At 62.1% G+C, this 25938-nt stretch carries 29 protein-coding genes; 17 read left to right on the top strand and 12 right to left on the bottom strand.

Going from position 1 to position 25938, the window contains the following annotated elements; translation table 11 throughout:
* Nucleotides 1-4 precede the first annotated feature (4 nt).
* The 4 genes from DFR48_RS09775 (at nucleotide 5) to DFR48_RS09760 (ending at nucleotide 3676) form a co-directional block, all read left to right on the top strand.
* Nucleotides 5-778, top strand: a complete 774-nt coding sequence (locus tag DFR48_RS09775; RefSeq protein WP_114362957.1) for a rhomboid family intramembrane serine protease — start codon at nucleotides 5-7, stop codon at nucleotides 776-778.
* Nucleotides 779-960: 182 nt separating this feature from the next.
* Nucleotides 961-1710, top strand: a complete 750-nt coding sequence (locus tag DFR48_RS09770; RefSeq protein WP_114362956.1) for an electron transfer flavoprotein subunit beta/FixA family protein — start codon at nucleotides 961-963, stop codon at nucleotides 1708-1710.
* A 25-nt stretch (nucleotides 1711-1735) separates the two neighbouring features.
* Nucleotides 1736-2665, top strand: coding sequence for an electron transfer flavoprotein subunit alpha/FixB family protein (locus DFR48_RS09765; RefSeq protein WP_114362955.1), 930 nt, complete (start codon nucleotides 1736-1738; stop codon nucleotides 2663-2665).
* Between the two features lie 129 nt (nucleotides 2666-2794).
* On the top strand, nucleotides 2795-3676 hold the full coding sequence (locus DFR48_RS09760; protein WP_114362954.1) for a 3-hydroxybutyryl-CoA dehydrogenase: 882 nt from the start codon (nucleotides 2795-2797) through the stop codon (nucleotides 3674-3676).
* Between the two features lie 54 nt (nucleotides 3677-3730).
* Here DFR48_RS09760 and tlpA read toward each other — a convergent pair whose 3' ends face one another.
* Entirely contained in the window at nucleotides 3731-4393 is a 663-nt protein-coding gene (tlpA, locus tag DFR48_RS09755; protein ID WP_114362953.1) for a thiol:disulfide interchange protein TlpA, read from the bottom strand.
* 24 nt (nucleotides 4394-4417) lie between these two features.
* On the opposite strand from tlpA, the gene argH reads away from it, so the two are divergent.
* From argH to DFR48_RS09735, 4 genes are all read left to right on the top strand, one after another.
* Nucleotides 4418-5821: an argininosuccinate lyase gene (argH, locus tag DFR48_RS09750; protein WP_114362952.1), complete on the top strand. Its 1404-nt coding sequence runs from the start codon at nucleotides 4418-4420 to the stop codon at nucleotides 5819-5821.
* 124 nt (nucleotides 5822-5945) lie between these two features.
* Entirely contained in the window at nucleotides 5946-6110 is a 165-nt protein-coding gene (gene lptM / locus DFR48_RS09745) for an LPS translocon maturation chaperone LptM (protein WP_425359245.1), read from the top strand.
* 11 nt (nucleotides 6111-6121) lie between these two features.
* A complete protein-coding gene (gene lysA / locus DFR48_RS09740; RefSeq protein ID WP_114362950.1) occupies nucleotides 6122-7390 on the top strand; it encodes a diaminopimelate decarboxylase in 1269 nt (422 codons plus the stop codon).
* 148 nt (nucleotides 7391-7538) lie between these two features.
* Complete coding sequence (locus tag DFR48_RS09735) at nucleotides 7539-10136, top strand: TIGR02302 family protein (protein ID WP_114362949.1); 2598 nt, start codon at nucleotides 7539-7541, stop codon at nucleotides 10134-10136.
* A gap of 21 nt (nucleotides 10137-10157) precedes the next feature.
* Here the strand turns inward: DFR48_RS09735 and DFR48_RS09730 are convergent, their stop codons facing one another.
* From DFR48_RS09730 to DFR48_RS09720, 3 genes are all read right to left on the bottom strand, one after another.
* Complete coding sequence (locus DFR48_RS09730) at nucleotides 10158-10517, bottom strand: response regulator (protein ID WP_114362948.1); 360 nt, start codon at nucleotides 10515-10517, stop codon at nucleotides 10158-10160.
* A 117-nt stretch (nucleotides 10518-10634) separates the two neighbouring features.
* On the bottom strand, nucleotides 10635-11189 hold the full coding sequence (gene hpt / locus DFR48_RS09725; protein ID WP_114362947.1) for a hypoxanthine phosphoribosyltransferase: 555 nt from the start codon (nucleotides 11187-11189) through the stop codon (nucleotides 10635-10637).
* A 74-nt stretch (nucleotides 11190-11263) separates the two neighbouring features.
* Nucleotides 11264-11950, bottom strand: a complete 687-nt coding sequence (locus DFR48_RS09720) for a hypothetical protein (RefSeq protein WP_147273520.1) — start codon at nucleotides 11948-11950, stop codon at nucleotides 11264-11266.
* Nucleotides 11951-12148: 198 nt separating this feature from the next.
* On the opposite strand from DFR48_RS09720, the gene ftsE reads away from it, so the two are divergent.
* The 4 genes from ftsE to DFR48_RS09700 all read left to right on the top strand — a co-directional run bounded on the left by ftsE (nucleotide 12149) and on the right by DFR48_RS09700 (nucleotide 15478).
* Nucleotides 12149-12808, top strand: coding sequence for a cell division ATP-binding protein FtsE (gene ftsE, locus DFR48_RS09715; protein WP_170141840.1), 660 nt, complete (start codon nucleotides 12149-12151; stop codon nucleotides 12806-12808).
* On the top strand, nucleotides 12801-13808 hold the full coding sequence (locus tag DFR48_RS09710; RefSeq protein WP_114362944.1) for a cell division protein FtsX: 1008 nt from the start codon (nucleotides 12801-12803) through the stop codon (nucleotides 13806-13808). The genes ftsE and DFR48_RS09710 overlap by 8 nt, the downstream gene beginning before the upstream one ends.
* A 66-nt stretch (nucleotides 13809-13874) precedes the next feature.
* The gene (locus DFR48_RS09705) at nucleotides 13875-14600 is read left to right on the top strand and encodes a YdcF family protein (protein ID WP_114362943.1); all 726 of its coding nucleotides are present in this window, start codon (nucleotides 13875-13877) and stop codon (nucleotides 14598-14600) included.
* Nucleotides 14601-14671: 71 nt separating this feature from the next.
* Nucleotides 14672-15478 carry a lysophospholipid acyltransferase family protein gene (locus DFR48_RS09700; RefSeq protein WP_114362942.1) on the top strand — a complete coding sequence of 269 codons (807 nt, stop codon included), beginning with the start codon at nucleotides 14672-14674 and terminating at the stop codon, nucleotides 15476-15478.
* A gap of 19 nt (nucleotides 15479-15497) precedes the next feature.
* On the opposite strand, the gene DFR48_RS09695 is transcribed toward DFR48_RS09700, so the two are convergent.
* Nucleotides 15498-16025: a gamma-glutamylcyclotransferase gene (locus DFR48_RS09695; protein WP_425359244.1), complete on the bottom strand. Its 528-nt coding sequence runs from the start codon at nucleotides 16023-16025 to the stop codon at nucleotides 15498-15500.
* Nucleotides 16026-16075: 50 nt separating this feature from the next.
* Here DFR48_RS09695 and DFR48_RS09690 point away from each other — a divergent pair, with 50 nt between their 5' ends.
* The gene (locus DFR48_RS09690) at nucleotides 16076-17095 is read left to right on the top strand and encodes a DUF2125 domain-containing protein (RefSeq protein ID WP_170141839.1); all 1020 of its coding nucleotides are present in this window, start codon (nucleotides 16076-16078) and stop codon (nucleotides 17093-17095) included.
* A 3-nt stretch (nucleotides 17096-17098) separates the two neighbouring features.
* Here the strand turns inward: DFR48_RS09690 and DFR48_RS09685 are convergent, their stop codons facing one another.
* The 3 genes from DFR48_RS09685 to DFR48_RS09675 all read right to left on the bottom strand — a co-directional run bounded on the left by DFR48_RS09685 (nucleotide 17099) and on the right by DFR48_RS09675 (nucleotide 19997).
* On the bottom strand, nucleotides 17099-18031 hold the full coding sequence (locus DFR48_RS09685) for a prephenate/arogenate dehydrogenase family protein (RefSeq protein WP_114362939.1): 933 nt from the start codon (nucleotides 18029-18031) through the stop codon (nucleotides 17099-17101).
* Nucleotides 18031-19125 carry a histidinol-phosphate transaminase gene (hisC, locus tag DFR48_RS09680; RefSeq protein ID WP_245415566.1) on the bottom strand — a complete coding sequence of 365 codons (1095 nt, stop codon included), beginning with the start codon at nucleotides 19123-19125 and terminating at the stop codon, nucleotides 18031-18033. The genes DFR48_RS09685 and hisC overlap by 1 nt, the downstream gene beginning before the upstream one ends.
* Before the next feature lie 122 nt (nucleotides 19126-19247).
* Entirely contained in the window at nucleotides 19248-19997 is a 750-nt protein-coding gene (locus DFR48_RS09675) for a class I SAM-dependent methyltransferase (RefSeq protein ID WP_114362937.1), read from the bottom strand.
* 83 nt (nucleotides 19998-20080) lie between these two features.
* Here DFR48_RS09675 and gloB point away from each other — a divergent pair, with 83 nt between their 5' ends.
* Nucleotides 20081-20851: a hydroxyacylglutathione hydrolase gene (gloB, locus tag DFR48_RS09670; RefSeq protein WP_114363013.1), complete on the top strand. Its 771-nt coding sequence runs from the start codon at nucleotides 20081-20083 to the stop codon at nucleotides 20849-20851.
* Nucleotides 20851-21276, top strand: coding sequence for a cupin domain-containing protein (locus DFR48_RS09665; protein ID WP_114362936.1), 426 nt, complete (start codon nucleotides 20851-20853; stop codon nucleotides 21274-21276). The genes gloB and DFR48_RS09665 overlap by 1 nt, the downstream gene beginning before the upstream one ends.
* Here the strand turns inward: DFR48_RS09665 and DFR48_RS09660 are convergent.
* The 3 genes from DFR48_RS09660 to DFR48_RS09650 are packed head-to-tail and all read right to left on the bottom strand — an operon-like array spanning nucleotide 21273 to nucleotide 23644.
* A complete protein-coding gene (locus DFR48_RS09660; protein WP_170141838.1) occupies nucleotides 21273-21929 on the bottom strand; it encodes a lysoplasmalogenase family protein in 657 nt (218 codons plus the stop codon). The genes DFR48_RS09665 and DFR48_RS09660 overlap by 4 nt on opposite strands.
* Nucleotides 21930-21945: 16 nt before the next feature.
* Nucleotides 21946-22827, bottom strand: coding sequence for an aromatic amino acid exporter YddG (yddG, locus tag DFR48_RS09655; RefSeq protein ID WP_114362934.1), 882 nt, complete (start codon nucleotides 22825-22827; stop codon nucleotides 21946-21948).
* Nucleotides 22828-22867: 40 nt separating this feature from the next.
* Entirely contained in the window at nucleotides 22868-23644 is a 777-nt protein-coding gene (locus DFR48_RS09650) for a DUF3108 domain-containing protein (RefSeq protein ID WP_114362933.1), read from the bottom strand.
* A 242-nt stretch (nucleotides 23645-23886) separates the two neighbouring features.
* Here DFR48_RS09650 and rpmB point away from each other — a divergent pair, with 242 nt between their 5' ends.
* A complete protein-coding gene (gene rpmB / locus DFR48_RS09645; RefSeq protein WP_112686577.1) occupies nucleotides 23887-24177 on the top strand; it encodes a 50S ribosomal protein L28 in 291 nt (96 codons plus the stop codon).
* A gap of 110 nt (nucleotides 24178-24287) precedes the next feature.
* Nucleotides 24288-24923, top strand: a complete 636-nt coding sequence (locus tag DFR48_RS09640; RefSeq protein ID WP_114362932.1) for a queuosine precursor transporter — start codon at nucleotides 24288-24290, stop codon at nucleotides 24921-24923.
* A gap of 52 nt (nucleotides 24924-24975) precedes the next feature.
* Here the strand turns inward: DFR48_RS09640 and DFR48_RS09635 are convergent, their stop codons facing one another.
* A complete protein-coding gene (locus tag DFR48_RS09635) occupies nucleotides 24976-25929 on the bottom strand; it encodes an esterase-like activity of phytase family protein (RefSeq protein WP_114363012.1) in 954 nt (317 codons plus the stop codon).
* Nucleotides 25930-25938 lie beyond the last annotated feature (9 nt).

The following is a 25938-nucleotide window of genomic DNA, read 5'->3' as shown; positions in this document are numbered from 1 at the left end:
GCCAATGTTCATCCCGCTCCATGATCGCAACGGCCTCAAGCATATCAGGCGGCAATACGTCACCCACAGCCTGATCGCCCTCAACGTCGTGATTTGGCTCCTGACAGGTCCTTTTGCCGCTCAGGAAATCGTTCAGGCAAGCCTTCTCGGCCTCGGTTTCATCCCAGCAGTGGTCTTTGGCAACGCCGTGCTCGAGCCGTCCCTCGTACTTGTCCCAAGCCCGCTTACCTCGATCACCTACGCCTTCCTGCATGGCAACGTCGTGCATCTTGCCAGCAACATGCTATTTCTCTGGGTGTTCGGCGACAATGTCGAGGACGCCCTCGGACATGTCCGCTTCCTGCTCTTCTACCTTCTCTGCGCGGTCGCCGGCGCTTTCGCCCACGGCGCTCTCGTACCGACCTCGCAAAGCCCGCTGATCGGCGCCTCAGGCGCTATCGCGGGTGTGGTTTCCGCCTACGTTGTGCTGCATCCGCGGGTCCGGATCTGGGTCCTGGTCCTCTTCCGTTTTCCCCTTCCGCTTCCGGCCTTCATACCGCTCCTCTTCTGGATCGGACAGCAGTTCTGGATGCTGCGCTTCAGCCAGGGGGACAACGTGTCGTGGGGCGCACATGTCGGAGGTATCGCCGCCGGAGCATTGCTCGTGATCTTGATGCGTCGCCCAGGTGTGCCCCTGTTCGATCGCGCGATCGTCACTCCGAGGGCAGTGGAGCAGCGTTCCATCGCCTCGGCGCCGACAGACGGAGAAACGCGCGACTCCGTCGGCTGGAAGCCGTAGCCGAGTTGACGTCATCAACATTGACGTAGACGTAAACGTAACTTATTCATGCCGACAGATGCGACGAACCGGGCGCGGGACGTTGTGTTTGGATAAAAAATGCGTATCGATGTCGCCAACCGACAATCGGAGGACCGCTTTCAGGCGCATTTTTCGGCGGAAAGCAGCGAAGGAAGGAACCCATGAAGATACTCGTGACCGTCAAGCGGGTCGTCGACTACAACGTCAAGATCCGTGTGAAGCCCGATGGATCGGGCGTCGAGCTTGCCAACGTGAAAATGTCGATGAACCCGTTCGACGAGATCGCGGTGGAAGAAGCCCTGCGCCTGAAGGAAGCCGGCAAGGCTTCGGAGATCGTCGTCGTCTCCATCGGTCCGTCCAAGGCCGAAGAAACGCTCCGCACCGGGCTTGCCATGGGTGCCGATCGTGCCGTGCTGGTTGAGACCGAAGACGCAGTCGAGCCGCTCGCCGTCGCGAAGATCCTGAAGGGCGTGATCGAAGCAGAACAGCCCGGCCTCGTCATCACCGGCAAGCAGGCGATCGACGATGATTCCAATCAGACCGGCCAGATGCTCTCGGCCCTCCTCGGCTGGGCCCAGGCAACCTTCGCCTCCAAGGTCGAGATCGGCGACGGCTCCGCCAAGGTGACCCGCGAGGTCGACGGCGGCCTTCAGACGATCGAGGTCAAGCTGCCGGCTGTCGTCACGACGGACCTGCGTCTCAACGAGCCGCGCTATGCCTCGCTGCCGAACATCATGAAGGCGAAGAAGAAGCCGCTCGACAAGAAGACCCCCGCCGATTTCGGCGTCGACACCACGCCGCGCCTCAAGGTGCGGAAGACCGAGGAACCCGGCGGACGCAAGGCCGGTGTCAAGGTCAAGACGGTCGCCGAGCTTGTCGACAAGCTCAAGAACGAAGCCGGCGTGCTCTAACGGATCCGGAGAGGAGATTTACAACATGGCCATTCTTCTTCTGGCAGAACACGACAACGCAACCCTGTCCGACCAGACCGCGAAGGCTCTGACCGCCGCAGCCAAGATCGGCGGCGACGTCCACGTGCTCGTCGCCGGCTCCGGCGCGAAGGCTGCGGCCGATGCCGCCGCAAAGCTCTCTGGCGTCTCCAAGGTCCTGCTCGCCGACGATGCTTCGCTTGCCAACAATCTGGCGGAACCGCTCGCGGCCCTCATCGTTTCCCTGGCCGGCGGCTATGATGCCATCGTTGCGCCCGCAACGTCGATCGGCAAGAACGTCATGCCGCGCGTCGCCGCCCTGCTCGACGTGATGCAGGTCTCGGAAATCATCGAAGTCGTGTCGCCCGACACCTTCAAGCGTCCAATCTATGCCGGCAACGCCATCCAGACGGTCCAGTCTTCCGACGCCAAGAAGGTCATTACCGTGCGCACGGCCTCCTTCACGGCCACCGGAGAGGGTGGTTCCGCTCCGGTGGAAACCGTCGCCGCAGCCGCGAACCCCGGTGTCTCGACTTTCGTCGGCGACGCACTGTCTTCCTCTGACCGTCCCGAACTCACCTCCGCCAAGATCATCATCTCCGGTGGCCGTGCACTCGGCTCTTCGGAGAAGTTCAAGGAGGTGATCCTTCCGGTGGCCGACAAGCTCGGTGCAGCCGTCGGCGCCTCGCGTGCGGCCGTCGATGCCGGCTACGCGCCGAACGACTGGCAGGTCGGCCAGACCGGCAAGGTCGTCGCTCCGGAACTCTATATCGCCTGCGGCATCTCCGGCGCCATCCAGCATCTCGCCGGCATGAAGGACTCGAAGGTCATCGTCGCCATCAACAAGGACGAGGAAGCACCGATCTTCCAGGTCGCCGATTACGGCCTCGTCGGTGACCTCTTCGAAATTCTTCCCGAACTCGAAAAGGCGCTTTGACAGAAACCAGTTCCTTCGCAGTTGCGAAAGGGCTGGAAAAATCAAGCGAGCAAGTCTATCAATTTTTGCCGGGCCGATACTGTCGGCCCGGCAGATTTTTGTGGGACAGAGTGCGGCGAGGAGAGCGCGATGGGAACGGCAATCAAGAGCTTGGGCGTTGTAGGTGCAGGCCAGATGGGTTGCGGGATCGTTCAGGTCAGTGCGCTCGCCGGCTACAAGGTGACCGTCTACGACCTTTCCCGGGAGAGGATCGAAGCAGGTCTGGCGACCGTCAACGGCAACCTTGCCCGTCAGGTGAACAGCGGCAAGCTTTCCGACGACGATCGCAAGGCTGCCATGGCGCGCATCGCCGGCACCACCGACATCAACGACATGGCGCCGATGGACATGGTCATCGAGGCTGCAACCGAGGACGAGACGGTCAAGCGCAAGATCTTCGCCCAGATCTGCCCTGTTCTCAAACCCGAAGCCCTGCTCGCCACCAACACCTCGTCTCTCTCCATCACGAGGCTCGCGGCCGCTACGGATCGCCCCGAACGTTTCATGGGCATCCATTTCATGAATCCGGTTCCGGTGATGAAGCTGGTGGAACTCGTGCGCGGCATCGCCACCGATGAAACCACCTTCGCAACGGCAAGGGCCTTCGCCCAGTCGCTCGACAAGACGATCACGGTCGCGGAAGACTTCCCGGCCTTCATCGTCAACCGCATCCTGCTGCCGATGATCAACGAGGCGATCTACACGCTCTATGAAGGTGTCGGCACGGTGGAAGCCATCGACACCGCTATGCGGCTCGGCGCCAATCACCCGATGGGCCCGCTGCAGCTGGCCGACTTCATCGGCCTCGACACCTGTCTTTCAATCATGCAGGTGCTGCACGACGGATTGGCCGACAGCAAGTATCGCCCTTGTCCGCTGCTGGTGAAATATGTCGAGGCCGGGTGGCTCGGCCGCAAGTCCGGCCGCGGCTTCTACGACTATCGCGGCGAGACGCCGGTCCCGACGCGTTGAGGTCAAGCAGGACGACAAGGCCGCGCGGGCAAATGTCCGCCGGCTGCAGGCGGCTCAGAGCTTGACGGCGGCCGCGATCAGCGCCTGCGCGTCGCCGCTATCCCACGCGGCGGGACCATTCATCGAGCCGAGCAGACATCCCTTTTCGTCGACAAGCAGGGTCACCGGGAGGCCGAAGGCCAGTCCCTGCTTTTTCAGAGCATTGAAGACGCCCATCGTGTTGTCGCGATAGAGCCCGAGTTTGTCGACGCCGGTCTCGGCGAGGAAGGCCTTCGGCTTTTCGGCGTCGCCCGTATCGATGTTGACGGCGACGACCTCGAAATCCTTGCCGCCCATCTTCTCCTGAAGTCCGTTGAGCGCCGGCATCTCTTCGCGGCATGGCACGCACCAGGTGGCCCACACATTGAGGAGAACCGTCTTGCCGGCGAAATTCTCGACCGATACGTCCTTTTGCGCGGCATCCTTGAATGCCAGGCCGGCAATCGAACGCGGCTCCGTGGCGGCGACCATGGCAGCCACTTCACCAGTCGTGACGGCCCCCAGGCTCGCCGCCTTGACGACTGTCCCCGCGCATTGACCGACTTCCGCGGCAAGCTCGCCATTGCCAGACATGGTCTGCTTCACGTATACCGCTGCCGCGCCGGCCAAAATCCCGGCGACTGCCGCAATCGCAACCAGCTTGGCGGAAGGAAGTCCGAGGGGTCTTTTTTCTGTCATCAACATCTCCGGGATGGGCATCAAATGGCCGAGGACACCAAGGACGAGCTGACCTCCAACCAGATGTGGGGCGGACGTTTCGCCTCTGGCCCCGCAGCCATCATGGAGGAGATAAATGCCTCCATCGACTTCGACAAGAAGCTTTATGCCCAAGACATCCGCGGCTCAATAGCGCACGCGACCATGCTTGCCCATCAGGGCATCATCACGGCAGAAGACAAAGACAAGATCGTTCACGGACTGAACACGATCCTGTCAGAGATCGAAAGCGGCCGTTTCGAATTCTCCCGTCGCCTCGAAGACATCCACATGAACGTCGAGGCCCGGCTTGCCGACCTGATCGGTCCGGCAGCAGGACGCCTTCATACCGCGCGTTCCCGCAACGACCAGGTGGCGCTCGATTTCCGCCTCTGGGTAAAGGAAGAACTGCAGAGGACCGAGATTGCGTTGACCTCGCTGATCAACGCCTTCCTCGACCGGGCGGAAGAGCACGCCGAAACAGTGATGCCGGGCTTCACCCATCTGCAGACGGCCCAGCCGGTCACCTTCGGCCACCACTGCATGGCCTATGTCGAAATGTTCGGCCGTGACCGGCAGCGTGTGCGCCACGCGATCGAGCACCTCGACGAAAGCCCGATCGGCGCGGCGGCGCTCGCCGGCACCGGCTATAACATCGACCGCCACATGACCGCCAAAGCTCTGGGCTTCCGCGAGCCGACCCGCAACTCGATCGACACTGTGTCGGACCGCGACTTTGCGCTTGAGTTCCTTGCTATGGCCTCGATTACGGCCACCCATCTCTCGCGCCTGGCCGAGGAGATCGTGATCTGGTCCACGCCGCAATTCGGCTTCGTCCGGCTTTCGGATGCTTTCTCGACCGGCTCGTCGATCATGCCGCAGAAGAAGAATCCGGACGCGGCCGAACTCGTGCGCGCCAAGACGGGGCGGATCAACGGGTCGCTCGTCGCGCTTCTCACCGTCATGAAAGGCTTGCCGCTCGCCTATTCGAAGGACATGCAGGAAGACAAGGAGCAGGTATTCGATGCGGCCGAAAGCCTGGAGCTCGCCCTCGCGGCGATGACCGGCATGGTCCGCGACATGACCATTCGGGCAGACCGGATGAAGGCGGCGGCCGGTGCCGGCTACTCGACAGCGACGGATCTTGCCGACTGGCTGGTCCGCGAAGCCGGGCTGCCGTTCCGCGAGGCCCATCATGTGACCGGCCGCGCTGTGGCTCTCGCCGAAGGCAAGGGCTGCGATCTCGCCGAGCTATCACTTGCGGAACTGCAGGCGATCAACCCCGCGATCACCGCGGGCGTCTTCGACGTGCTGACGGTTGAAGCATCTGTCGCCAGCCGCAAGAGCTACGGCGGCACGGCCCCGAGCGAGGTTCGCAAGCAGATAGCCTGGTGGCGCCAGCGCAACTGATCACCTTCCTTTGCGTTCGCATCACGAGATTGAGGGTGCACAAGGCCCCGCTTTTTCGATAGAGGCTAGATATTGGTTCTTCCGGTTGGGCAAAGTGATGGCTAGGGCGCTTCGAAGCTTGTTCGTGACGATGGGTATGATGGCTGCGGCGTCTGTGGCGCTTTCCGGCTGCGGGCGCAAGGCTGACCTCGATCCGCCGAACATGCCGGCTGCCGAACAGAACAAGCAGTCGACCAAACAGGACGCCACTGTGCCGGACGATCCCTTCGTTCTCGATCCTCTTCTCTGACAGGTCCCCGCGTGAATCACTTCGAATATCGTGATGGCGTGCTACACGCCGAGAACGTGCCCGTTCCGGCGATTGCCGCAGCAGTCGGCACGCCCTTCTACTGCTACTCGACGGCGACGCTGGAGCGCCACTACCGCGTCTTCTCCAAGGCGTTCGAAGGTACGGACGCAATGGTTTGCTACGCCATGAAGGCGAATTCCAACCAGGCCGTGCTCAAGACGCTGGGGCGTCTCGGCGCCGGTGTGGACGTGGTCTCGGAAGGCGAACTGCGGCGTGCGCTGGCCGCCGGCATCCCGGGCGAACGCATCATGTTTTCCGGCGTCGGCAAGACCGTGCACGAGATGGATCTCGCGCTGGAAGCCGGAATTTACTGCTTCAACGTCGAATCCGAACCCGAACTCGAAGTGCTGAACCAGCGGGCACAGAAGGCCGGCAAGGTGGCCCACGTCTCGTTTCGGATCAATCCGGACGTCGACGCGCGCACGCATGCCAAGATTTCGACCGGCAAGAAGGAAAACAAGTTCGGCATCTCCTACGATCGCGCGCAGGCGGTCTACGCCCATGCCGCCACGTTGCCCGGCATCAAGGTGACGGGCATCGACATGCATATCGGCAGCCAGATCACCGAGCTGCAGCCGTTCCAGGATGCCTTCCGCCTGCTGAAGGAGCTGGTGGCAACGCTTCGTGCCGACGGGCACGCGATCGACCACGTGGACATCGGCGGCGGCCTCGGCATCCCTTATCACGACGACAACAATCCGCCGCCGGAGCCGGACGCTTACGCGAGGATCGTCAAGGAGCAACTGAGCGGCCTCGGCTGCCGCATCGTCACCGAGCCGGGACGACTGATCGTCGGTAATGCGGGCATCCTCGTGACCGAGGTGGTCTACGTGAAGGACGGTGGCGACAAGACGTTTGTGATCGTCGACGCTGCGATGAACGATCTCATCCGCCCGACGCTCTATGACGCGCACCACGAGATACGTCCCGTCGTGCTCTCCGCAGCCAATGCACCGAGGATTCGTGCCGACGTGGTGGGCCCGGTCTGCGAGACGGGTGACTATCTTGCGCTCGACCGCGAAATGGCGATGCCGCGCGCCGGGGACCTGTTCGCGGTCGGCTCGGCCGGTGCCTATGGCGCCGTCCAGGCCAGCACCTACAACAGCCGGCGCCTCATCCCGGAGGTGCTTGTCAGGGGCGGTGAATTCCACGTCATCCGTCCGCGCCCCAGTTTCGAGGACTTGATCGAACTCGATTCGCTGCCTGCCTGGCTCGTCTGACCTGACCAAACGCGGTCTGCGGCGAAAATGGCGACTGGCGGGGCTTTGCCCTCGTCTTCGCCACAAAGAATGCTATCCTTGAGTTTCGCCAAGTCCGTCGCTGCCGAAGCGACGGCCGGACGTTCGATGCCAAGTGAGAACCGCACAGATGAACGCTCCTCTGCCTGAACGAGAGAGCACGACACCTCTGGGAACCGATCTCAGGCTTGCGCGCCGCGTGCGTGCAAAGCGTGCGGTCGCGCGCCTTGTCCTCTTCATCGAGCGCCTCGTACCTCTTTTCCTTCCGGTACTCGGCTTCGCGGCGCTGTTCGTCTCTTTTGGCTGGCTCGGCCTCTACCGCATCTTTCCCGACTGGCTGCGTCTCGCGACGGTCTTCATTCTCATATTCGGCTTTCTGGCATCCTTGTTGCCCTTTGCGGAACTGCGTTGGCCACGGGCCGATGAGGCTGACCGACTGCTCGAGGAGCGAAATCATCTCCCGCACCAGCCGGTTGCCGCGCAGGATGATATCCCGGCCTTCGAAACGCCATTTGCCCGCGCGCTCTGGAGCGAACACCAAAGACGCATGGCCGAGACGATTGCGTCTCTCGACGCCGGCACTCCACGCCCCGACATCGCGCGTCACGACAAGTTTGCGCTGCGGACTATCCCTGCTTTGCTCCTGGTGACGGCTTTCGCCTACTCCGGTTCCAACGGAGCCGGCACGATGGCCGATGCTTTCCGCTGGTCGGCATCCGGCGCTGCGACGCCAGACATGCGCGTCGACGCCTGGATCACACCGCCGGCTTATACCGGCAGGGCACCGGTGTTCCTGACGCGCCGGGATTCTGGCGAAGACAGCGGGGCACCTTCTGCGGCCACCGTCCCTCAGCACTCCAAAGTGACGATCCGCGTGAGCGGAGGCAGTGGCGAGGAACAGATCCTGTTTCAGTCGGCGACGGCGGCGGAAGCCTTACCGCTCGAAGCTGCCAAGGCAGATAACCCCGCTGCCGGTCCGGCCTCTCAAGCTGTCCAGGCCACCGGACAGACCTACGAGGCGGAACTCACCGAGAGCGGCGTGCTGGCCGTCGGTCCGAACCGCTGGACCATCGACGTGACGCCTGACCAGCCACCGCAGATCGCGTTCGACGGAACGCCACGACGCAGCGTCAACGGTGCTCTCGAGATCGCCTTCAAGGGCCACGATGACTACGGCCTCGTCGAGGCACACGCCGAAATCGAGCCGACCGCCGCCGAACCGAACGCGACCCCGCTCTATCCGGCGCCCGAATACAAACTCGATCTGCCGCGCCGAAACCCGCGTGACCCGAAGGGGACATCGAGCAGAAACCTGACCGAGCATCCCCTGGCCGGACGGAAGGTAAAGATCACGCTGGTTGCGCGAGACGGCGCCGGCCAGACGGGACGTAGCGCTCCTTTCGAGATGACATTGCCTTCGCGAGACTTCGCCAAGCCGCTTGCTGCGGCCGTTGCCGAGGAACGGCAGGTCTTCGCACTGGATACCCGCGATCTTCCGAAGGCGATCGCGCTCAACGAAGCCTTGTCTGTCAGGGCGGACGAGACAATCCCGAGCCTCACGCATTTCCTGCTGATCCAGTCGGCTCAGGCGCGGATGAAGCTCGCACGCACATCGGAGGATATGAAGGGTACCGCCGACTATATCTGGGAGATCGCTCTCGGAATTGACGACGGCGATCTCTCGCTGGCCGAACGGAAGCTGCGGGAGGCGCAGCAAGCACTGCAGGACGCGCTCGAGCGCAACGCTCCGGACGAAGAGATCAAGAAACTCATGGACGAGCTTCGCGCCGCCATGCAGGACTTCATGAAGGCGATGGCCGAGCGTCAGCCCAATGCCGGTTCGGAAGACCGTCAGCAATCGGCGCAGAACGTCCTGCGCCAGCGCGACCTGGAGAACATGCTGAACCAGATCGAGAATCTTGCCCGCTCCGGGAACCGTGACGCCGCACGAGACATGTTGTCTCAATTGCAGCGGATGATGAACAATCTCCAGACCGCGCGACCACAGCAGCGCAACCAGCAACAGAACAGTCAGGTGCAGCAGCAGATTGACAAGCTCGGCGAGTTGATGCAGGAGCAGCAGAAGCTCATGGAGGAGACCTTCAAGCTCGATCAGGCGCTGAAGGATCGCATGCAGCGCGGCGACCCCGGTGACGGCGAAGACGGTGAATTGACGGAAGAGCCGCGGCAACAGCCGGGCGGGCAGCCGTCGCCCACTGACAACATGACCGCAGAGCAACTACGTGAGGCCCTGAAAAACCTGCGGGCGCAGCAGGATGCACTCGGCCGAAAGCTCGGGGACCTGCAAAAGGGCCTGCGCGACCTGGGCGTGAAACCGGGTGAAGGCTTTGCACAAGCGGAACGCGAAATGCGCGGCGCCGGCGAGGCCCTGGGCCAAGGCCAGGGAGAACGTGCCGTGCAAGGACAAGGCAAAGCGCTGGAAGCGCTGCGTCAGGGTGCGCGCGACATGATGGGAGAGATGATGCAGGCGATGCGCAGCCAGGGTCAGGGCCAGGGGACGCAGCAGGGTGATCAGACCGGTCGCGATCCGCTCGGGCGTCCCCGTCCGACCGACGGGCCGGAATTCGGCGACGACGTGAAGGTCCCGGACGAGATCGACGTCCAGAGAGCCCGGGAGATCCTCGAGGCGATCCGCGAGAAACTCGGCGACAATCTCAGTCCCGAACTGGAACGGCGCTATCTGGAACGGTTGCTGGACATCCAGTAGGCGGCGGACGTCGTCCTTGCCTCAGATCGCGAGTGCCTGGGCCACGGCCTTGCGGATATCGAGAAGCGAGAACGGCTTGTCGACCACGTCGACTACCTTCGTCATCAGGTCGTCTGCGCGCTCCCGCTGTTCGGCATAGCCAGTCATCAGCAGAATCTTCAGGTTTGGAAACGCGGACGAGGCACGGTGCGCGAGTTCGATGCCGTCCATCACCGGCATACGGATATCGGATAGCAAAAGGTCGAAAGCGCCGTCACCGAGTCTTTCCAGTCCTTCGGCTCCGTCCGCAGCCTCTGCGGTGTCGTGCCCGTCGAGTCTCAATGCACGGGCGACGAACGAGCGCAGTGAGTCCTCGTCTTCCGTTATCAGAATCCTTGCCATGGGCATGCTCCCGTCATCCGTTCATCTCGCTGCAAGTCACCAGAGTTTCCTTTTCGATCGGTAAACGGAAACGGCCGGTGACAGCGAGATGGTTAACAGGAGCTTTGCAGAAGCGGACTAGGCTGCGCCTTCCGCCTCGCCGGTCACGACGCCGACGAAGGGTAGCTCGCGGAACGCGTAGGCCACGTCCATACCGTAGCCGACGACGAAGTAGTCCGGGCACTCGAATCCGACATAATCGGCCTCGAACACCTCCTTGCGCTTCACCTTTTTGTCCAGGAGAACCGCGATCGATACATTGCGTGCGCCACGCTCGTACATCAACGTCCTCGCAAACAGCAGCGTTCGCCCCGACTCCAGGATGTCGTCAATCAGCAGGACGTTGCGACCGTGCACATCGCTGTCGATGTCCTTGATGATCCGCACCCCCTGGGAAACGGTGCCTGTGCCATAACTGGATAACGTGATGAACTCGACCTCCGGCGCAAGTCCGGCATGATGCAGAGCCCGAATGAGATCAGCCGCGAAGATGAAGGAGCCCTTGAGAACCGAGATGACCAGGAGATCCTCGCAGGGGCCGCTGGCGATCTCCGCGGCGAGTTGGCGATTGCGCTCGGCAATCTGCTCGGCGGTATAGAGGGGCTCGATGTTCTTTCCGCGGACGATCGGCATACTTCACTCCATGGGACGAAAGACCGTCGACGACATGTGGTTGCCGACATGCTTGCCGCCCGGCGATAGCACAATCAGATGCTATGAGCATCCGCTTCCGCGAAAGAAAGCCGCAATTCCGGTAATTTTCCACCGGGATGCCGAAGACGCGCGGCAAGGCCGCGGCTTTCGCCGGCGTCGATCGATCCGGCAGGGCCGTCGATGAAGGTGCTGGCCACGACCTGCCCGCCGGAAATGAGGTCCGCCCGAACCCGCGGTATTCGCTTCTGCTCCGGGCCGTGATTTTCGATGATCGCGTTCACCAGCAGCACCCGCATTCCGTTTGCGTCTTGCGGCGTGAGCGTAACATGCGTGATGTCGAGCGCGGCGACGCGCACAGGCAGGGCTTGCTCCGGCGTGGCAAGCAGACCCGCGACGGCGAAGACACAGCCGAAGACAGCAGCCACAAGAACCGCGAAGTTTCTGTCAGACAGACGTCCAAGGGCTCCCTCGATGCCCGTGACCAGCCTGCCGACCAGAGCGGAAAAGAGGGACTCGCGACGACGGATCGGCCTTGCCTGTCGAGCATCGTGATTGTCGTTGCACCAGCGCCGCACAACTGTCGCACGGTCGATCTTCGCGATGGTGATGAACTGCGCATCGAGGACATCGGCGACGGATGCACGGTGCGTGGAAGGGCGCGCTCCCCGGGCAGGACGCTCCGGCGGCAGCAGGTCGATGGTCGCCTCAGCCGTCCGTCTGTGATTGCGGAATGCGCTCATCTTGCCCTCGCTGCGCGGCCCATCAAGGCGCCGCAAAACAGGCCATTGAAACGAATCCTCTCCAGTCGTAAATTTGAATGGTTAATGCTTCGCAAAGATCTGCCTGGAAGGCCGTCTTTCGACGCCAGTTTACCGTCTGTTAACCGAGTGCGTTAACAAGTCGCCAGAACTCGAGCACTGTCAGACCGGACCTGTCCGTTGATTCATTTCGAAAACGTCGGCCTGCGCTATGGAATGGGACCGGAGATCCTGAGAGATCTCACCTTCGACATCCCGAAGCGCTCCTTCCAGTTCCTGACCGGTCCCTCGGGAGCCGGCAAAACGACACTGTTGCGTCTGCTCTTCATGTCGCTGCAACCGACCCGCGGGCTCATCCGCAGCTTCGGTCGCGACGTGACGCAGATTCCGCGCAGCGAGCTGCCGATGTTGCGGCGGCGTGTCGGCATCGTTTTCCAGGACTTCCAGCTTCTCGATCACCTCACGACCTACGAGAACGTCGCACTACCCCTGAGGGTTCGCGGCAAGGAGGAGGCCGCATATCGAAACGATGTCATCGAGCTCCTGAAATGGGTCGGCCTCGGCGAGCGCATCAATGTGCTGCCCCCGGTCCTCTCCGGCGGCGAAAAGCAGCGCGTGGCGATCGCCCGGGCACTGATCGACCGCCCGGAAATCCTGCTCGCGGACGAGCCGACGGGCAATGTCGATCCACCGATGGCACGACGTCTGCTGAGCCTCTTTCTGGAGCTCAATCGTCTTGGCACCGCGGTCGTCATCGCGACGCATGATTTCTCGCTAATGGACCAGGTCGACGCGCGCCGCATGATCCTCACCGACGGACGGTTGGAAATCTATGACTGACCTGCAACGCGCACTTCCCCGCAGCAAGCAACCGCAGCGTCGGACGGAAATGCATGTCCGCCCCACGGCCCCGATCCTGCCTGCCTCCAACATTCAGGGAAATGCGTTGATGGTGGTGATCGCCATCATGGCGTTTCTCGCCTGCCTGACGCTCGGAGCCGTCAGCATGGTGCGGGCGACCGCCGCGGGCTGGCAGAGCCAGATCTCGCGTGAGATCACCATACAGATCAAGCCCGAGGATGGTCTCGACATGAACAAGGCACTGGTGCGCGCCCGCGACCTTGCCTTGACTTTCGTCGGCACCAAGGACGGCACGATCATGGACGACGATGCGACCGCTCGCCTCCTTGAGCCCTGGCTGGGCAGCGGGCTCGACATCAACGACCTTCCCGTACCGCGCCTCATCATCATCACAATCGACGAGACGCATCCGCCGGACTTCGCCGCGATGCGCGCGCTCCTGAAAGAGGAGGTGCCGCAGGCCTTCCTCGATGATCACCGTACCTGGGTGGACCGTCTCGTTTCGATGGCGCGAACCACGGTCTTCGTCGGCTCGGGCATTCTGCTGCTGGTCTTCGTCGCCATGGTGCTGACCGTTGTCTTCGCGACCCGCGGTGCGCTCTCCGGCAACCGCCATATCATCGAGGTCCTGCACTTCGTGGGTGCCGAGGGCTCGTTTGTGGCGCAAGAGTTCCAGAAGCACTTCCTGAAGATCAGTCTCAAGGGAGCGACGGCAGGAGGCCTCGCCGCTGCCTCGCTCTTCGCGCTGGCAGGCTACTGGCAGAGCCGATCGCTCGCCACGCCCGAGAGCGACCAGACGGCGGCGCTCTTCGGCACCTTCAGCATCGGCTTCATGGGGTACTTGGGCATTTTCGCCACGATGATCGTCATTGCGTTACTGACGACCCTGACCGCTCGCTTCACCGTTATCAGGACCATTTATGAAATCGATCTGATCCGCTCGGATCCGGCGCGCACGGACGGACTGATCAGCGACTGAGGAAAGCCTGTTGACTTGCCACAAAGCCGCCTGTTCGCCATGGCAAAAGGGCGGTATGCACAACACATGACGATGGGTCGGATGTCACGGATCACAGCAAGTCCGAAGATGCCGCGGCAACGTCCCGCGCACGGCCTCTTCGCGCGGCGTGGGCCGTTGCGTCGCGTTCTGCATTATGGCGGCATCATCGGCATATTCGCCTGCGCCGTGGTCGTTGCCGGCTTCCTGCGCTTTGCCGACCATGTGACGACACTGAAACCGCCCGCGGATCCCCGAGCCGATGCGATCGTCGTTCTGACCGGCGGATATCAGCGAATCGACCAGGCAGTCGATCTCCTCCGCCGTGGTTCGGGAAAACGCTTGCTCATCTCCGGTGTCCACCCCGCGACGACGCCATCCCAGATCCGACGGATGACACAAAGCTCCAACGATCTCTTCGATTGCTGCGTCGACATCGGCTACCAGGCGCTCGACACCATCGGCAATGCGAACGAGATATCCCACTGGATCCACGACCGTGGATATGCCCGGGTTCTGGTCGTGACCAACAACTATCATATGCCGCGAAGTCTCATGGAACTTCGGCGCATCGACCGCGCGACGGAATTCATCGCGTACCCGGTCGTGAACTCCGATCTCAAGACCACGAACTGGTTCGCGAACCCCAGCGTTCTACGAACATTGCTTGCGGAGTACGGAAAAACCCTGGTCGCCTTCGCGCGCGGCATCGTGGGCTGGAGCATGGGAGACGGTTTGCGCTCGAGCGCGACGCTCGCCAAATCAGACCAATGATAACGCGGAGCGCTTTCTCTCCGCCCTGATTTCGTATAGGCACGTCGCAACCACGCCGCGGGAAGCCTTTCATGATCGCCTTGCGTTCCATTCTCTTCAACACAGCCTTCTATCTGAATCTCATCCTGCGAATGATCGTGCTTTCGCCGATCTACTTCGTGCTGCCGCGCAAGAAGGCATTTTCGATTCCGAAGAACTGGGCGCTGTCCTGCCACTGGCTGATGAAAACGATCGTCGGCACGACATTCACGATCGAAGGGCTCGAGAACATCCCCAAGGGTGGATACATTCTGGCGCCGAAACATCAGTCGTTCTGGGACACCTTCGCCTTGCTGCCCTGGCTCGACGACCCGGTCTACATCCTGAAGCGCGAACTGCTCTGGATCCCCCTCTTCGGCTGGTATGCGAAGAAGCAGCGGATGATTCCGGTGAACCGCGGGGCACGCGGCAAGGTCATGGCGGCGGTGATGGCCCGAACGTCCGACGAGATGCGCAACGGGCGGCAGCTCATTATCTACCCGGAGGGAACACGCCGCCCCCCCGGCGCGCACCCGGTATACAAATACGGTATCGCCCGGCTCTATCGCGATCTTCAGGTGCCGGTCGTACCGGTGGCAATGCATCCCGGCCTCTTCTGGCCGCGCCGCAAATTCCTTCGTTTCCCCGGACACTTCAAGGTCCGGATTCTGCCTCCGATCGAGCCTGGCCTCGATCCGGATGCTTTCTTCGAAAAACTTATGCAGGTGCTCGAAGCGGCAAGCGACGAATTGCTGGTCGAGACGGCAAGGGATAACCCGCATGTTCCGCTTCCACCGACGGCGAAGCGACGGCTCAATGAACTCGCGAAGGGAGCGACAAAGTCGGGCGAGCACCACTGAGCCCCGACGGCAGTGCCGGTCAGGCGACCGGCTGCCCGATCGTCTCGACCACCTGCTCCAGCCAATGATCCCGTATGCCCATCTCCTGCAGATGCGCGACGGTATTGGCGACATAAGCCTGATTGGGACCGGATTGCCCGACGGCATGGCGTACGATGCCCGCGGCCTCGGCAACGGTCATTGCGCCGGCATACTGCCGATGACTGCGATCCACCACGTAAGTGACCGCGGAGACGGTGCGACCGTCGTCAAGCGCTATCGGCATCGAGCGCTCCCGGTAGACATGGGTGACGAGTTCGCGCTCGCGGAGATAGTCGAGCGTCGCGTCCCGCTCCGACGCAGCGACACGGAAGGCGACGCCGCGGCACGAGCCACCGCGATCGAGCCCCAGCACCAAACCCGGTCTCTCTTCGGTTCCCCGATGCACCCAGGAATGGACACAAAGCGAGCGCCGGTAGCCGAAAGCCCGTCCGTGAACCTTCTCCACGAAAGGGAAACCCGGGTTCCACATCAGCGATCCGTAGCCAAAGACCCAAAATTCGTCCATATCCGACATCATCTCAGTGGTTTGAAATCGTTCCCATCATGGAGTGCCCGATGACCTCGTCAACCCGATCCGGTCAGACAACGGTGACGCGGAAAGTCGTCCTGCTCGGCATACTCGTCGTAGTCGCGGCAGCCGTCTATAGCGGAGGCTGGATGCTTGCTGCAACCATGATGCAGAAGCGCGTTGCAGAACTCCTCAGCGGCGGAAATGCCGCGGGAGCGGAGGTTCGTTGCAAGGACATGGATATCCGCGGCTATCCCTTCCGGATCGGCCTCTTCTGTTCGGCAATCACTGTGGATGATCGTTTCAACGGCATTTCTGCATCCCTCGGCGCGTTCCGTTCCGCCGCACAGGTTTACGCGCCAAGCCATTTCGTATGGGAGATGGATAGTCCGGCGGAATTGCGATCGGCCCTCGGCTTCTCCTTCTCGCTACAATGGGACAACCTGCGCTCCAGCGTCAGCGCCTGGTTCGACGGCCTGTCTCGCTCTTCACTTGTCGCCGAAGGGTTGAAGGTCGACACCACGGCGGTGGCTGACGGCAGAACCGTTTCCGTGCAAAGCGAGCACGGCGAGTTCCATGTCCGCCGCAACGGAGAGGACCTCGACGCCGCCGCCCTGGTGAAAAACGCGGTCGTAGCGCTCCCGAGCGCTACGCAGCTCACCCTCCCCCCCATCTCCGCGAGCGTCGACGTGACGATGCTTGGCAAGGCTACCCTTCTCGATCCGGTCCGTAACGCGGCCGCGACGGAGCTTTACGGCAGCAGGGGCGAAATCCGCCGGCTTGTGATCGACCTCGGAGAGGGGCGCGTTCTGACGGTCAGCGGTCCGTTGTCTGTCGGCGATGATGGCAATCTCTCCGGCAAGCTCCACCTGGAGCTCGAGAAGGTCGATGGCTGGAAAGACGCGCTGACTACCGCCCTCCCGGATTCGTCCGAGAATTTCGTGAATGCGGCAAAGGTGCTCACTGCGCTTTTCGGTGGCAGGGACTCCGGCTCGGCCGAACTCAGCCTGCACGAGGGCGTCGTCTCCGTCGGCATAATCCCGATCGGCGTCCTTCCGCCGCTCTGATGATCAGCTCTTCTTCTCGTCCAGGGCGTGACGGCCGAAGTCGGGCGCATCAACGTCCTGGCCCGCTTCGACGATCGAGCGGCGGATCGCCCGTGTGCGAGTGAATAGCTCGAACAGCTTGTCACCCTCCCCCCAACGGATGGCGCGCTGCAGGTAGGCGAGGTCTTCCGAGAAGCGCGCCAGCATTTCCAGGATGGCGTCGCGGTTATGCAGGCAAACGTCGCGCCACATGGTAGGATCGGAGGCGGCAAGACGCGTGAAGTCTCGGAAGCCGGATGCGGAATACTTGATAACTTCCGATTCCGTGACAGTCTCGAGATCGTCTGCTGTACCAACGATGTTGTAGGCGATAATGTGCGGCAGGTGGGAAACGATCGCGAGCACCTTGTCGTGGTGCTTCGGGTCCATCTCGTCGACCCTGGAGCCCAGAGCTTCCCAGAATGCCCTGAGACGTGCGAGCACGTCGGCATCAGTCCCCGGCAGCGGCGTCAGGATGCACCAGCGCCCCTTGAAGAGGCCGCAGAAGCCCGCATCCGGTCCGGATTTCTCGGTGCCGGCGATCGGATGCCCGGGTATGAAGTGGACGCCCGGCGGCACGTGCGGAGCCATCTGTGCGATAACCGACGCCTTTGTCGATCCCACATCGGTGACGATCGCGCCGGGCTTCAGGTGCCGCGCGATCTGCTTGGCGACGCTTTCGGACGCGCCGACCGGAACGGAGACGATGACGAGGTCGGCGCCCTCGACGGCCTCGGCAGCGGAGAGCGTGTAACTGTTGCCGAGTTCCAATTCCTCCGCTCGTCTGAGCGTATCCGCCGAACGCGTCGAGATCACGATCTCGCCGGCCAGCCCCTGGTCCTTCACGTCGCGTGCAATGGAGGAACCGATGAGACCGATGCCGATAAGCGCGATCTTGTCGAAATGGACCTCTGTCATCAGTTGCGTCCCATGAACTCACGGAGTGCGTCGATCACGCCGAGATTGGCTTCTTCACCGCCGATCGTCATCCGCAGTGCATTGGCAAACCCGTAGCCACGGACGGCACGAAGGATATAGCCGCGGCTGGTGAGGAAGGCATCCGCGTCCGGGGCACGTTTGCCCTCGGCATCCGGGAAATGAATGAGCACGAAATTCGTGACCGAAGGCGTCACTTCGAGACCCATCTCCTTGAGTGCCTCCGTCACCCTATCCAGCCAGAGCCGGTTGTGAGCCACTGCCGTTTCGACGAACGCCTGATCCCGTATCGCCGCAGCACCCGCGGCAATCGCCGGCGCATTGAGATTGAAGGGGCCGCGCACGCGGTTCATGGCGTCCACGATCTCCGCAGGGGCAAAAATCCAGCCGATACGCAGCGTGGCAAGGCCGTAGGCCTTCGAGAAGGTGCGGGTCATGACGACGTTCCGATTGCCCGAAACAAGCTCTATGCCGGCCTCGTAATCGTTGCGGCGAACATATTCCGCGTAGGCGGCGTCGAGGACGAGGACGACGTGAGCCGGCAGGCCGGCCTGAAGGCGGCGGATTTCGCTGACCGGAACGTAGGTCCCCGTCGGATTGCCGGGATTGGCGATGAAGACGATCTTCGTCTTTTCCGTGACGGCAGAGAGAATGGCGTCGACGTCGACGGTGCAGTTCCTTTCCTTCACCACCACGGGCGTCGCCCCGGCACCCATGATCTGGATCTTGTAGACGAGGAAACCGTGCTCGGTGATGATGCCCTCGTCGCCCGGTCCGAGATAGACATGGCAGAGAAGGCCGAGCAACTCGTCCGAACCGTTGCCACAGAGAATGTTGGCCATGTTCAAGCCATGGACCTCGGCGATCGCCTCGCGCAGGGCTGTTGCCTGCCCGTCCGGGTAAAGCTCAAGATGGTCGGCGCTCTGCTTGAAGGCCTCTATGGCTTTCGGACTGGGTCCGAGCGGCGTCTCGTTGGACGAGAGCTTGAACACACGCTCGACGCCCGGAGCATGCTCCTTGCCCGGCACATAGGCGGCGATGTCGAGAATTCCGGGACGCGGCGTAGGCTTGGTCATGTCGCTGCTCGTCGAACTGCTGATAACGTGAGAAAAACCGGGCGGACGCACGGTCTTCGGGTTCAGAGCCATTAGAACGGAAACCGCCATTTGTCGAGGGTTCGACGCCTGCCGGAAAGGGCTCACACGTCGGCCGGCAGCCGCGTGGTCGGCACGCCACGCGGAGCCAGGGCGGGAGCGAATACGCGACGGGAAGCGCGCGCCTTCACCGGAAGGCCCTGGTAGAGCCTCTTCTGTGCCTCGACGATGATGACCCCGGAAAAGGCTGGCCAGATGAAGCGGCCCACCCGCTCGAAACTTCGCCGCAGCCGCAGGACGGCCCGTATCTTCGACGGCGGAAAAAACAGTGCCTCGGCGCTTGCCCCGGGGGTGAAATTTGTCTCCCGCAACAAGGTGGTGAGCTGGCCACGAGAATAGGGGCGGCCCGAGCCGAAAGGCGTGTGTTCCATCCGCGCCCATACCCCGCGCCGGTTCGGTACCACGATCACCAGCCGTCCGCCCGGCGCCAGCACGCGCCAGATTTCCTTGAGGGTCTCGCGCGGGTCTTCAACGAACTCGAGCGAGTGAACCATCAACACACGATCGATTGATGAGTCCGGAAGAGGCAACTCCTCCTCAAAGACCAGGGCCGTGGCCGAGGGCTCCCCGACGGGCCAGTTCACCGCGCCTTGTCCGGCCGGCATGAAGGCGAAGGTTCTCTCGGTATCGGTCCGGAAGCGATCCAGGAACGGAACGCAATAGCCGAGCCCCACGAGCCGCTCCTGCGGCAGCCGACTCCAAAGCGACGCGAGCGCCATCGCGATCGAGTGCTCGGCCATCCGCCCGAGCCGCGAATGGTAGAACTGGCGGAGATCGACGATATCGACGTGCATGAGTAATTGATATCAGGCGCGGATTGGACTTCAAGGCCAAAGACGTTACATTCCGCGCGACGAAGCAGAGACGGACCGACCTCATGAAAGCTCTGGAACTCGAAATCTTCCTGTGCCGCAGCGACAATTTCGGAGTCCTTCTCCACTGCCACGAGAGCAATCTCACGGCCTCGATCGACGCGCCGGAATACGCTCCGATCGTCGCCATGGCGGAGCGACGGGGGTGGAATATCACCCACATCCTGACGACGCATCACCACGGCGATCACGTCGAGGCCAATCTTGCCCTCAAGGATCGCTATGGCTGCGAGATCATCGGGCCTCGCAACGAGGCCGTTGCGATTCCCGGGATCGACCGGGCGGTGGGTGACGGAGATACCTTCGATTTCGGAGGCCATGTCGTTCAGGTAATCGAGACCCCCGGTCACACCGCCGGGCACGTCTGCTATCATTTCCCGGACAGCAAGTTGCTGTTCGCCGCAGACACGCTCTTCGCCCTCGGCTGTGGCCGGCTGTTCGAACGCCCGGCGACCGACATGTGGCACTCGCTGCAGAAGCTTGCGTCCCTGCCGGACGAGACAGCAGTCTATTTCGGCCACGAATACACGCTGGCGAATGCGCGCTTCGCCCTGACCATCGACCCGGACAACGAGCGCCTGAAAGCGCGCGCCGGCGAGATCGAGAGGCTGCGGGCGGAAGGTAAGTTCACGATCCCGACCACGATCGGGCTCGAGAAGGAAACCAATCCTTTCCTCCGCGCGGCCGACCCGGAAATCCGCCGGAATCTCTTGATGGAAGGCCGGACGAACGAGGAGGTCTTTGCGGAGATCCGCCGGCGCAAGGATCACTTCTGATGCGCGCCGAGGACATCGTCGCAGCCCTTGGAATGCAGCCGCATCCCGAAGGCGGTTGGTATGCGGAAACCTTTCGCGATGCGGCTGACGTAGGCCGGGGCAATTCCACCGCGATCTATTATCTGCTGACGGCCGGCCAGCGGTCGCACTGGCATCGCGTCAGGGATGCGGCGGAGGTCTGGCACTACTATGCCGGAGCGCCGCTCGCGCTCCGCCACGCCCCCGACGGAATGACCGTGGAGACGATCCGCCTCGGCCCTGCCGTGTTGACCGGAGAACGCCCTCAGGCAGTGATCCCGGCCAACTGCTGGCAAGCCGCCGAAAGTCTCGGCACCTATACGCTTGTCGGCTGCACCGTTGCACCGGGCTTTCAGTTCTCCGCCTTCGAGATGGCGCCGCCCGGATGGTCGCCGGGGCAGGGCTAAAGGCCCGCGGCGACACCTGCAAGCGCCCAGGTCAGAATACACTGGGCTGCGAAATAGCTGATCCAGACATAGTAGGAGGCTGCCCGGCGCAAGGCGTCGTCTGACTTCAGCACGAACCTGCGCCAGGCGAGCACGGCATCCGAGCTCATGAAGACGGCAGCCCCGACAAAGACGGTCGGCACCGGAACGAGCAAGGCGAGCAGCGCCATCCCGAGGATAATGATGCCGTAGACGGATACGGCCATGCGATGCGGACCCGCGTACCTCCTGACCAAGGGAAGAACGATGGCAATCGCCACCACCGACACGGCGCCGGCGGGAATTCGCCAGGCTTCACTCAACACGATGGACGGAGCCGCCACGGAAACGAAGAGTGCACCATACATCAGGTGGGCGAGCAGGAAGGCGGCGAGTCCGCCGACGAAAGCCCTCTCCCCGTCGTGCGCGAGAAAGGCATCGCCTGCCGCGCTGAGCAACAGTGCGGCGAGAAGAAGCTTCGGCGCTTCGGCCGACCAGGCAAAACCTGCGAGCAACAGCACCGGCAAGGTCTTCACAACCGTTCGAAGGGTACTTGTCGGATCGTTGAGAAGGCGGAGATAGGACAGTCCGAAGACTACCGATAACAACAGCCAGGCACCAGTCGCGATATCCACACGCCCGCCCCGTCGATCAGCCGGCGACCGGAGCCGGTCGACGCCGGAACATTTCGCGCGCGGCAAGAACAGCGCCGCCGGTAATCAGGAGGCAGGCAAGCGCAATGCGCAGGTTCGGCTCTGCGAACCCGAAAAGAGCGAGGATCAGTGTCGAGAGCAGCGGTGCCGCGTAGCTCGATGCACCGAGAATCTGGATGTCGCCATTCTTGACGCCGTAGTCCCACGCATAGAAGGCTGCTCCGACAGGGAAGAGCCCCAGCCCGGCCACCGCCAACCATTCCCAGGCGTCGGTTGGCCATGCAGTGGTCTCCAGCAGCAGATGACAGACGAGGGAAAGAACCGACGTCGCGAGGCAGAACCCCGTGACCACGTCCGTCGAGACGGCATCGAAACGACGAGTCAGCAGCGAATATCCCGACCAGGTGAAGGCGCAGAGGAAGGCCGCCGAGTAGCCGAGAAGATAGGCGGGATCGAAGTCGACGCCATCCTTGCCGACGATCAGGACGGTGCCCGAAAGACCGGCAAGAGCACCGACCACATGGTACCAGCGCAACCGTTCTCCCGGCAGCAGCGCCGATCCCACGACGATCAGCAACGGCCAGAGATAGGCGATAAGTCCGGCTTCGACGACCGGCGCGTTCCGCAACGCCGTGAAGTAGAGGAAGTGATAGCCGAAGAGACCGGCGACGCCGGTCACCCAAACCTTCAGAGGCTGCCTCAGCGACCTCAGACGTTCCGGCCTGACGGCGAAGGCCACGATGCTCGGCAGGCTGCCGATGGCGAAAGCGATTGCCGACAACTGAAATGGCGGCATCTTGCCCGATGCAGCAGTAAAGAAGGCCAGGAACGACCACATGAGAATGGCCGTAAACCCGATCAGCGTTGCCCTCGTTCTCACATTTCCCCCTTTGCGGGGCATTGGCGATCCCGCGGTGACGTCAACCGTCGAACTTTACGGCCCTGATGTAGAGCGGCCCCATACGCGTCGGCACACGGGCGTAGACCGGAGCATATACCTTGAGTAGTGCCGTTTTGGCAAACCAGATTTCCATGTCGGTCGCCTGACGCAGATACTCGATGTCCTTGCGCCCCTTACGGAAACCGGATTTCGGAACGTAGCGAATGGCGCAGACGATCGCCTCCCCCTCGACGTCACCGACCGAAAAGCGCGAGCTCCCTTTTGGTGAAAGGACGAGATCCATCCGGCTCTCGCCGTCGAAAATCGGCAGCGTCCTGCGACAAACGTCCTGACCATCCGGCACGATCATACCGCTGATTGGATCCAGCACCGACTTGAGGTCGCGGTCGGTGACCTCGATCCAGTTGCGCGGCTTTCTCTTCGGTGTCGGGGTGATCTCAGCCTTGACGACGTCTCCGTTCCGGTAACGCACATCGTAGGTCTGAACCTTGTTGTTGGATTTGTAGACGAGCGAGTAGCGCGATGCCTGCATCCTGTCCTTCATCAGCACGCCGGAGACGCTGGTCTGAGCCGAGATTTTCGCGATGACGTCGACGATTCCAGCCGACCTCACATCGCCGGAAATGGTGTAACCGCTGCTGAGGACCTTTGTAACGAACGAGGCATGGGCGATCGGCAGGATGCCGAGCGATACGTTGTATTCGGTCTCGTATCGAATGTCGCTGTCAGCCGCGGCAGGCGCAGCAAAGGTCATCGCTGCGAGTGCGACCGTCAAAACGTCGAGATAACGCTTCATGCAGTTTGGTCCGGCCCCTAGACTGAGCTTTGAGGGTTGAATTCCCTTCCGTGCACGCTACCTTTGAACCAGAACATGGCAAGAAAATAGCGTGTCGGCTACGCAATTGCGGGAATCTCCGCTGTCAGGCTTGACGTGCGCAGCCAGTCTGACTATAGAACCGCAACTTTCCAATCATGCCTAGTTGGATTGCGCACCGGTTTTCCGGCACCGATCCGATGGCCAAGAAGAATAGGTGTATCATGTCCCGCAGTTGCGAATTGACCGGCAAGGGCGTCCAGTCGGGCCACAATGTGAGCCACGCAAACAACAAGACCAAGCGCAGGTTCCTGCCGAACCTGTGCGACGTCACCCTGATCTCCGACGCTCTCGGCCAGCGTTTCCGGCTGCGCGTTTCGGCGGCTGCCCTGCGCTCGGTCGAGCATCGCGGGGGTCTCGACGCCTTCCTGCTGAAGGCCGACGAGAAGGAACTGAGCATGCGCGCCCGCCTGCTGCGCCGCCAGATCGTCAAGAAGACCGCCGAAGCCGCGTAAGCGTCTTCGAGTCCAAAGGAATGTGAGGCTTGTGCGGCTTGCGCCGCCCAGGCCTTTTCCTTTTTCAAGAAAACAGTCCTCCAACTGGTGGCATCACCCAGGATAAAAAAATGCAGATGACGCGCTATATTCTCGTCTACAGCCTGTTGATGACGGCCGTCGTGGTCGCATCGAACATCCTCGTCCAGTATCCCCTCTCCGGCGAGCTTGCCGGCATCAAGCTCGGGGATATTCTCACCTACGGCGCATTCACCTATCCAGTGGCGTTCCTGGTCACCGACCTGACGAACCGCCAGTTCGGCCCTTCGATCGCCCGCAAGGTCGTCTTCGTCGGCTTCCTGATCGGCGTGGGGCTCTCCTTTGCCACGTCGCAGCCTCGTATCGCGATTGCTTCCGGGTCGGCCTATCTCGTCGGCCAGTTACTCGATATTTCCGTGTTCAACAGACTGCGCCGGATGACCTGGTGGAAGGCACCACTGTTCGGATCGATCTTCGGCTCTGTGATGGATACGGTGATTTTCTTCTCGCTGTCCTTCGCCGTGGTCTTCAGCATCATCGGCCCGAACGACGATTTCGCGATCGACTGGGCTCCGATCTTAGGCATCTTCGCCATGGAAGCCCCGCGCTGGGTTTCCTGGGCCATCGGCGATTTCGCCGTCAAGATGCTTGTGGGGCTCGTCATGTTGCTGCCCTATGGGGCGCTGATGAATACCGTCCGCCCGACGACGCCGCTGAAAAGCATCTGATCGGGATCCTCGATCAGGATATGGCCGCCGGCGCGAACCGTGCGGCCATTTTTCATTCGGGAAGGCGGAATTCCAGAAGCAACGTCCGCTGCAGGATCGAATGGTTATCGTCCGACACCACGAAGAGATGCACGGAGCCATCTTCCGCGCGAACCGCGTCCAGCCCTTCCATATTGTCGATCTGATAGCCGAGATCAGCTTCGAGGATCGTCCGTCCCTCGACGACGGCTCCCGGCCTTAGCGTGTCGCCAGGGATCCTGACGATGCGCATCCCGACCCCGTCGGCAAGGTTGAAGCGACGTTGAAGCAAAAGCAGGTCGCCGCCGGGCAGGAAGGCCCCGTCGGTAATATCGAAGTCGTCACTCGTTCTTACGCGGAAGGCGCCACGCAACGGCCCGTCGAGAATGCCGGCGATGCGATACTCATCGCGGTTGCGGCTCTTCTCGGCAACAGCGACCAGTGCGCCTCCGAGAGGGCTCGCTGCGGGCGACAGTGCAAGCGTCTCCAATCCACCATTGTTGCGCAGCTCGTCGGTCGGGAACGGCAGGGGTAGCGACTCGCCCGGCAGTGCCGTCTCAAAGTTGGAAAGCGGGGAAAAGACGGTGACACGGTGGCGCTGCTCGTAACCGACGATCACATCGTCACCGCGAAGCGCGAGGCTCTCGGCGTCCACCGACCACTTGTTCTGATTGTAGCTGCCATCGACGTCCCGCATCGACGTCAGCCATACATCATCGAGACCGCAGAGACGCCCCTCGACGTCACGCCGGATTTCGCCCTTCAGCCAGTGCCCGGTATCGAGAACGCCGATGAAATGCCGCCCATCGGGCAGGAAGCGAATCGAGGACCACGCGCCGAACGCCATCTCCGCGGAGGACAATTCCAGTCCACCGAGAAATTCGAGCGATCCGAAACGAGTGGCTTGCGAAGCGCGGTCGAAGAAATGGATCGGCGCACTTGCGACGGCGATACGCTCGGGCTCCTCGGCGACCCCGTCATGCACCATGAGGGCCGC

The sequence above is a fragment of the Ciceribacter lividus genome, from assembly GCF_003337715.1.
In the GTDB taxonomy this organism is placed as follows: domain Bacteria; phylum Pseudomonadota; class Alphaproteobacteria; order Rhizobiales; family Rhizobiaceae; genus Allorhizobium; species Allorhizobium lividum.
This window is presented reverse-complemented; position numbering and strand designations above follow the sequence as displayed.

Excerpts from the sequence above, each read along its gene's own strand:
- DFR48_RS09775 (WP_114362957.1), top strand. The coding sequence starts at position 5 with ATGTTCATCCCGCTCCATGATCGCAACGGCCTCAAGCATATCAGGCGG.
- DFR48_RS09770 (WP_114362956.1), top strand. The coding sequence starts at position 961 with ATGAAGATACTCGTGACCGTCAAGCGGGTCGTCGACTACAACGTCAAG.
- DFR48_RS09765 (WP_114362955.1), top strand. The coding sequence starts at position 1,736 with ATGGCCATTCTTCTTCTGGCAGAACACGACAACGCAACCCTGTCCGAC.
- DFR48_RS09760 (WP_114362954.1), top strand. The coding sequence starts at position 2,795 with ATGGGAACGGCAATCAAGAGCTTGGGCGTTGTAGGTGCAGGCCAGATG.
- tlpA (WP_114362953.1), bottom strand. The coding sequence starts at position 4,393 with ATGACAGAAAAAAGACCCCTCGGACTTCCTTCCGCCAAGCTGGTTGCG.
- argH (WP_114362952.1), top strand. The coding sequence starts at position 4,418 with ATGGCCGAGGACACCAAGGACGAGCTGACCTCCAACCAGATGTGGGGC.
- DFR48_RS09735 (WP_114362949.1), top strand. The coding sequence starts at position 7,539 with ATGAACGCTCCTCTGCCTGAACGAGAGAGCACGACACCTCTGGGAACC.
- DFR48_RS09730 (WP_114362948.1), bottom strand. The coding sequence starts at position 10,517 with ATGGCAAGGATTCTGATAACGGAAGACGAGGACTCACTGCGCTCGTTC.
- hpt (WP_114362947.1), bottom strand. The coding sequence starts at position 11,189 with ATGCCGATCGTCCGCGGAAAGAACATCGAGCCCCTCTATACCGCCGAG.
- DFR48_RS09720 (WP_147273520.1), bottom strand. The coding sequence starts at position 11,950 with ATGAGCGCATTCCGCAATCACAGACGGACGGCTGAGGCGACCATCGAC.
- DFR48_RS09710 (WP_114362944.1), top strand. The coding sequence starts at position 12,801 with ATGACTGACCTGCAACGCGCACTTCCCCGCAGCAAGCAACCGCAGCGT.
- DFR48_RS09705 (WP_114362943.1), top strand. The coding sequence starts at position 13,875 with ATGACGATGGGTCGGATGTCACGGATCACAGCAAGTCCGAAGATGCCG.
- DFR48_RS09700 (WP_114362942.1), top strand. The coding sequence starts at position 14,672 with ATGATCGCCTTGCGTTCCATTCTCTTCAACACAGCCTTCTATCTGAAT.
- DFR48_RS09695 (WP_425359244.1), bottom strand. The coding sequence starts at position 16,025 with ATGGACGAATTTTGGGTCTTTGGCTACGGATCGCTGATGTGGAACCCG.
- DFR48_RS09690 (WP_170141839.1), top strand. The coding sequence starts at position 16,076 with ATGACCTCGTCAACCCGATCCGGTCAGACAACGGTGACGCGGAAAGTC.
- DFR48_RS09685 (WP_114362939.1), bottom strand. The coding sequence starts at position 18,031 with ATGACAGAGGTCCATTTCGACAAGATCGCGCTTATCGGCATCGGTCTC.
- hisC (WP_245415566.1), bottom strand. The coding sequence starts at position 19,125 with ATGACCAAGCCTACGCCGCGTCCCGGAATTCTCGACATCGCCGCCTAT.
- DFR48_RS09675 (WP_114362937.1), bottom strand. The coding sequence starts at position 19,997 with ATGCACGTCGATATCGTCGATCTCCGCCAGTTCTACCATTCGCGGCTC.
- gloB (WP_114363013.1), top strand. The coding sequence starts at position 20,081 with ATGAAAGCTCTGGAACTCGAAATCTTCCTGTGCCGCAGCGACAATTTC.
- DFR48_RS09665 (WP_114362936.1), top strand. The coding sequence starts at position 20,851 with ATGCGCGCCGAGGACATCGTCGCAGCCCTTGGAATGCAGCCGCATCCC.
- DFR48_RS09650 (WP_114362933.1), bottom strand. The coding sequence starts at position 23,644 with ATGAAGCGTTATCTCGACGTTTTGACGGTCGCACTCGCAGCGATGACC.
- rpmB (WP_112686577.1), top strand. The coding sequence starts at position 23,887 with ATGTCCCGCAGTTGCGAATTGACCGGCAAGGGCGTCCAGTCGGGCCAC.
- DFR48_RS09640 (WP_114362932.1), top strand. The coding sequence starts at position 24,288 with ATGCAGATGACGCGCTATATTCTCGTCTACAGCCTGTTGATGACGGCC.
- DFR48_RS09635 (WP_114363012.1), bottom strand. The coding sequence starts at position 25,929 with ATGGTGCATGACGGGGTCGCCGAGGAGCCCGAGCGTATCGCCGTCGCA.